7 protein-coding genes are annotated in these 5861 nt (G+C 64.4%); 1 reads left to right on the top strand and 6 read right to left on the bottom strand.

Annotation, left to right across the window (positions count from 1 at the left end; translation table 11 throughout):
• The 4 genes from H7U37_RS14255 to H7U37_RS14240 all read right to left on the bottom strand — a co-directional run.
• The coding region (locus H7U37_RS14255; protein ID WP_204876730.1) for a response regulator at window positions 1-415 on the bottom strand (415 nt) is incomplete at its 3' end.
• A gap of 148 nt (window positions 416-563) precedes the next feature.
• Window positions 564-1232, bottom strand: coding sequence for a TIGR03936 family radical SAM-associated protein (locus H7U37_RS14250; RefSeq protein WP_204876726.1), 669 nt, complete (start codon window positions 1230-1232; stop codon window positions 564-566).
• Window positions 1233-1271: 39 nt separating this feature from the next.
• The gene (locus H7U37_RS14245) at window positions 1272-3110 is read right to left on the bottom strand and encodes a TIGR03960 family B12-binding radical SAM protein (protein WP_204876724.1); all 1839 of its coding nucleotides are present in this window, start codon (window positions 3108-3110) and stop codon (window positions 1272-1274) included.
• A 123-nt stretch (window positions 3111-3233) separates the two neighbouring features.
• Complete coding sequence (locus H7U37_RS14240; RefSeq protein WP_204876718.1) at window positions 3234-4346, bottom strand: SLC13 family permease; 1113 nt, start codon at window positions 4344-4346, stop codon at window positions 3234-3236.
• Window positions 4347-4513: 167 nt separating this feature from the next.
• Here H7U37_RS14240 and ruvX point away from each other — a divergent pair, with 167 nt between their 5' ends.
• Window positions 4514-4954 carry a Holliday junction resolvase RuvX gene (gene ruvX, locus H7U37_RS14235; protein WP_338049845.1) on the top strand — a complete coding sequence of 147 codons (441 nt, stop codon included), beginning with the start codon at window positions 4514-4516 and terminating at the stop codon, window positions 4952-4954.
• Here the strand turns inward: ruvX and H7U37_RS14230 are convergent.
• Together H7U37_RS14230 and H7U37_RS14225 are read right to left on the bottom strand one after the other, a co-directional pair.
• Entirely contained in the window at window positions 4927-5301 is a 375-nt protein-coding gene (locus H7U37_RS14230; protein WP_204876717.1) for a TSUP family transporter, read from the bottom strand. The genes ruvX and H7U37_RS14230 overlap by 28 nt on opposite strands.
• Window positions 5298-5663 carry a TSUP family transporter gene (locus tag H7U37_RS14225; RefSeq protein ID WP_204876716.1) on the bottom strand — a complete coding sequence of 122 codons (366 nt, stop codon included), beginning with the start codon at window positions 5661-5663 and terminating at the stop codon, window positions 5298-5300. The genes H7U37_RS14230 and H7U37_RS14225 overlap by 4 nt, the downstream gene beginning before the upstream one ends.
• Between the last annotated feature and the right edge of the window lie 198 nt (window positions 5664-5861).

Genomic DNA, 5861 nt, shown 5'->3' with positions numbered 1-5861 from the left:
GTTCCAGCACCAGGGCCTCCAGCTCAAAGCGGCGGCGGTAGAGCTCCACCATATTGTCCACCCGTTTTTTGACCAGTTCCGGGCAGAAAGGCTTGGTGATAACGTCCATCACCCCCAGCTCGAAGCCCTGGACCAGCACCTGGGAGTCGGTTTCCGCCGTGATGAGGAATACCGGGATGGTACGCAGCCAGTTGCGCTCCTTCATGGTGCGCAGCACCTCAAAGCCGTCCACCTCCGGCATGACCACATCCAGCAGGACGCCGGCGATTTGGGTGTAATGGGCTTCCATCATTTGGAGGGCCTCGTTTCCGTCAGCCGCCTCGATGATATGATAAGTTTGGCTCAACGCTTCGCGCAAAATGACGCGATTGAGCTCCTGATCGTCCACGATCAAAAGCGTCTGTCGTTCTTTCACTCCAGGCACTCCTTTGCAGCCGTGCAAACAGCGGGATTGATAAATTTTATTTTACTGTTTTTTGGGAAGAAAGGCAAGCCTCAGTTATGTCAGCTCAATAAAAATACGCTGCAAAACAAAATGTTTTGCAGCGTATGGAGAAGAGGTGTCAGGACCAGGGCTGAAGCTGGTCGTCCAGCACGGCCCGGCGGTGGAAGGAGACGAAATCAGGGGCCATGTCGGGGCACTCCTGCCGGATGGCGGCCACCACCAAGTCCGGATTGAGGCCGGGATTCTGGGCCCGCAGCACCAGATCCAGGGTAATGGTGTCCCGCCGCTCCTCCACGGTGGCCTGGGCGATAAGGGGGATGAGATCCACCTGGGTAAAGCCGCTTTTGGCCTTTTTGGAGCGCTTCTCCATCACCAGGGAGTCGCGGCTCAGCAGGGCGCGGATGGCGCCCTCGGCGCCGAAAGGCGCGCCGGCCTCATATTCCAGAGTGACGATGTAATTGACGTATTGAAGGGCCTTGACCGGCTGTCCGCCGGCGTAGCACTGATAGACGTGGATGCCGTCAGGCAGGACGGCGTTCATCCGCTGGGGGATCTGTTCCAGGTCGGGCTCACCCAGCAGGGAGCACTCCAGCACCTCGCAGCCGCTGGAGTAGCCCACCGAGAGGGGGAGGGGGATGGAGACGAAGGCGTGGGGATTGAAGCCCTCGGTGTGGCGTACCTGAATGCCGGCCCGGAGGAATGCCCGCTGGAAGGTGCGCATGAGATCCAGATGGGAGATGAATTTGGCGGTATCCGATTTGGAAAAGGCCAGGCGATGGGTGGTCACAGGCGGTATGCCTCCTTGTTCAGTATTGGGGCTGGGGGATCATTTGGCGTCGCACACGCTGCCGGGGTTGAGCTGATCCGCGCCGCAGCGGGTGCATTGACGGCGGCAGTCGGGGGTAATGGCGGCCTTGTAGGCCTGTTCCCGCTCCCGCCACAGGAAGGCGGGCCGGACGCCCACGGAGGTGACGCTCCAGGGGAGGAGCTCCTCCTTGTCTCTGACCCGGGCGGCGTAGAAATCCGGGTCCACGCCGCAGTCGGCAAAGGCCTCCTGCCAGCGTCCGTAGTCGAAATACTCGTTCCAGGTGTCCAGTTTGGCGCCCTTCCGCCAGGCGCACTCCAGCACCTCGGCCATGCGCCGGTCGCCCCGGGCAAAGACGGCCTCCAAAAGGCTGGTCTCCGGGTCATGCCAGCGGTAGACAATGGCGCGGTTGCGGATGTGGTCCCGCAGGAGCTTGACCCGCCGCTCGTACTCGGCCCGGCTGATCTGGGCCTCCCACTGGAAGGCGGTGTGGGGTTTGGGCACGAAGAAGGCGGTGGAGACGGTGATTTTGACGCCGCGGCTCCGGTTGGGGGTCACCTCCCGCCAGATGCGGTAGACCTTTTCGGCCAGGTCGGCGATGCCCAGCACGTCCTCGTCGGTCTCGGTGGGCAGGCCCAGCATGAAGTAGAGCTTCACCGTGGACCAACCGCCGGCGAAGGCGGTGCGGCAGAAGGAGAGGATGTCCTCCTCGGTGACATTTTTATTGATGACATCCCGCAGCCGCTGGGTGCCGGCCTCGGGGGCAAAGGTGAGGCCGCTTTTCCGGCCGTGCTGGAGCCGCTCCATCAGGCTCCAGGAGAAGTTGTCCGCCCGCAGAGAGGGGAGGGACAGGTTGACGCCGTTGGGATCGCACCAGCTCTGGAGCCCGTCGCACAGATCCAGCAGGTAGCGGTAGTCGCTGGTGGAGAGGGAGGAGAGGGTCATCTCCTGATAGCCGGAATTTTGGCAGGATTCGATGCCCTGCCGGACCAGCACGCCGGCGGATTTGGAGCGGACGGGCCGGTAGGCGTAGCCCGCCTGGCAGAAGCGGCAGCCCCGGATGCAGCCCCGAAAGACCTCCAGCATCACCCGGTCGTGGACGATCTCGGTGGAGGGGACGATGGGGGCGGTGGGGAAGTAGGACTTGTCCAGATCCTGCACGATGCGCTTGGTCACGGTGGCCGGCGCACCGTGGGTGGGGGTGATGGCGGACACGGTGCCGTCGTCGTGGTAGGAGACCTCATAGAGGGAGGGCACATAGAGGCCGGGGATCTGGGCGGCGGCGATGAGCAGCTCCTCCTTGGTCCAGCACTCCTCCTTGGCCTTCCGGTAGAGGTTGACCAGCTCCACCGTCACCTCCTCGCCCTCGCCCAGGGAGAAGATGTCGATAAAGGGGGCCATGGGCTCGGCGTTGAAGGCGCAGGTGCCCCCGGCGATGACCAGGGGGGACAGTCCGGTGCGCTCGGCGCTGCGGAGGGGGAGACCGGCCAGGTCCAGCATGTTGAGCACGTTGGTATAGGCCATCTCGTAGCCCAGGGAAAAGCCGATGATGTCGAAGTCGGCGATGGAGTCGCCGCTCTCCAGACCATAGAGGGGGATGCTCTCCCGGCGCATCTCCTCCTCCATGTCGCCCCAGGGGGCAAAGACCCGCTCGCACCAGACGCCGTCCATCTGGTTGACCACGCCGTAGAGGATGCGGATGCCCAGGTTGGACATCCCGATCTCGTAGGTGTCCGGGAAGCACAGCGCCACCCGGGTGTCCACCCGGCTGCGGTCCTTGATGACCGCGTTATATTCGCCTCCGGTGTACCGGGCCGGCTTCTGGACCCGGGGGAGGATATGCTCCAAGGTTCGATTCATGCCCAATCCCATCGCTTTCTCCTAATCCATGCCGGTCAGATCCGGCAGCTTAAAACACTATCGCAGGCTTTATATTGTACCTTGTTTTGCCCTGTAATGCAAGCATAAAAATGACGAAATCCATCAAATAGCGGCGAAGAGGAAGGCGGCGGCGCCCAAAAGGAGGAGACTGGCCAGGTTGGCCAGGGTGAATACCTTTAAGTAGCGGTCCAGCTGCGCGCCGGGGGCCTTCATGTAAAGGCGCAGGGCGATGAGGCTGGCCAGGGAGGCCACGGGGGTACCCAATCCGCCCACGTCGGTGCCCACCAGCAGGCCCCGCCAATCCTGGGTAAAGCCGGAGAGGAGGACGGCAGCGGGGACGTTGCTGATGACCTGGCTTACCAGGCCGGAGACCAGGGCGGTGTTCCAGGCCAGGGCCTGGGTGAGGACCTGACGCAGGGTTTCATTCTGGCCCAGATTGCCGGAAAAGACGAAAAAGCACACAAACGTAAGGAGCAGGCCGTAATCCACCCGGGGCAGCAGGTCCCGGCCGGCCAGGAGCAGGGCGACGAGCACCACAGCCAGCAGCGCCCACTCGTGGATGACCCGAAAGACGCACAGCAGGCACAGCAGGAAGAGAACGCACAGCAGGACCAGGCGTTTGGGGCGGCGGAGCTTGGCGGGCTCGGGGAAGTGGACCTCCAGGGTCTCATCCTTCCCCCACAGAGCGCAGAGGATGAGGGCCGCCAGGCTCACCGCGGCCAGGGGGAGGATTACGCCGAAGAAGTCGCCGGCGGACAGGGAGAAGCTGTTATAGAGGTAGAGGTTTTGCGGGTTGCCCACCGGGGTGGCCATGCTGCCCAGGTTGGCGGCCAGGGTCTGGAGGACCACCACCCACAAAATGCGCTCTGTTCGGCCCACCATACCCAGCACCAGGATGGCGAAGGGGACGAAGGTCAGCAAAGCCACGTCGTTGGTGACCAGCATGGAGGAGAAGAAGGGGAGGAGGACCAGCATCAGGGTGATGGCCCGCATCCGGTGGCGTCCGGAGAGCATCCGCTGGGCCAGCAGCTCGAAGAGTCCGCAGTCCTGGAAGCCGGCCACCACGGCCATCAGGCCGAAGAGGAGGATGAGGACCCGGAAGTCGATGTAAGAGGCGTAGACCGCCGAGGGCGGGGTGAGGAGCATGGAGGCGAGGGCGCACAGCGCGGAGATGCACAGCACCGGCTCCTTTTGGAACAGGGAGGCGATTTTCATGTCTTTCTCTCCTTGTCCGCGCCGGCACGCAAAAAAACGGGTCTGCAAGCCCTCAGGCGGTGCAGCCCGTCTCCGCCGGCGCGGAGTAATCATAACGCCTTCCAGTTTAGACCATCCCACCGGGCAGGTCAAGAGTTTTCCTTGACAGGGCGGCTTTTTTTTGCATAATGGGAGAGAGAGGAGATGAGGATATGCGCATTATGGCCATTGACTACGGCGACGCCCGGACAGGGATCGCCATTTCCGACGCCACCGGCTTTTTGACGGGCTTTACCGCGGTGGTGCCCAGCCGCCGGCCGGAGAAAGCGGCCCAGGACATCGCGCAGCTGGTAAAGGACCACGGGGTGGAGGAGCTGGTGCTGGGCTTTCCCCGCAACATGGACGGCACCGAGGGTCCCCGGGCCCAGCTCTACCGCTCCTTCGGCGACCTGCTGGCCCAGGTGACGGGACTGACGCCGGTGCTGTGGGACGAGCGGCGCACCACGGTGGAGGCCCACAATATTCTCCACGCCGCGGGGAAAAAGATGAAGGACCACCGGAAGAATGTGGACGCGGTGGCGGCGTCTCTCATTTTAGAGGGCTATTTGTCCGCCCGCCGCCGGGGATAAAAGAGCTCTCTCAGCCCGATGACGAGGAGAAAGAGGGCGAAGATGCGGCGCAGCAGGGCCTGGTCCAGCCAGGTGGCCAGAAAGGCGCCCAGCGCGGCGGCGGCGAGGCCGGCAGCGGCGGCGGGCAGGAGGATTGTTTTATCCACATAGCCGTTTTTCAGGTGCCCGGGGAGGGCCAACGCGGCGGCGGGGAGGAAATAGAGCAGGTTAATGCCCTGGGCCTGGGTCTGTTCCATCCCGGCGAAGGCGGTGAGGTAGACCAGCAGAAGGGTGCCGCCTCCCACGCCGCAGCCCGACAAGATCCCGGCGGCCGTCCCCACGGCCAGGGGGAGGAGCCAGCCGCTCACCGGAGGAGGGAGCGGAGCCCGCCCCAGAGTAGGAGGAGGCCGAAGGCGCGGCGCAGCCCGTCCATGGGCAGGCGGCGGAAGCAGCGCCCGGCCAGCCAGCCGCCGGCCAGGCCGCCCGCCAGATAGGGCCAGGCCGCCCCCCAGTCCATGCCGCTCCGCCAGAGGTAGATGCCCGCCGACAGGGCGCACAGAGGCAGGATTACCGCCACCGACGTGGCGAAGGCCCGCCGCTGGTCCAGCCCGCATTTTTCCCGCAGCAGGGGGACCAGCACCATACCGCCGCCGCCCCCCAAAAGGCCGTTGAGCAGTCCGGCGGCGGCGCCCGCCAGCAGCGCCCAGAGATGTTTGTGTCGTTCAGCCATAGCAAACGCCCTCCCATGGCATACAGTGTGCCGCGGGAGGGCGTCTTTTATCCATTATCCCTTATTCCTGCCGGAGGCCGGCCAGGGTCTGGATGATGTCGCCGGCCATCATGAGCCCGGCGCAGGAGGGCACCCAGGCCACGCTGCCCGGGATGCTCCGCCGGCCGGGCGGGGGGGCCTCGCCGCTCTGGCCGGTGG

Source organism: Pseudoflavonifractor phocaeensis (genome assembly GCF_016901735.1).
Classification (GTDB): Bacteria; Bacillota; Clostridia; order Oscillospirales; family Oscillospiraceae; genus Pseudoflavonifractor_A.
This window is presented reverse-complemented; position numbering and strand designations above follow the sequence as displayed.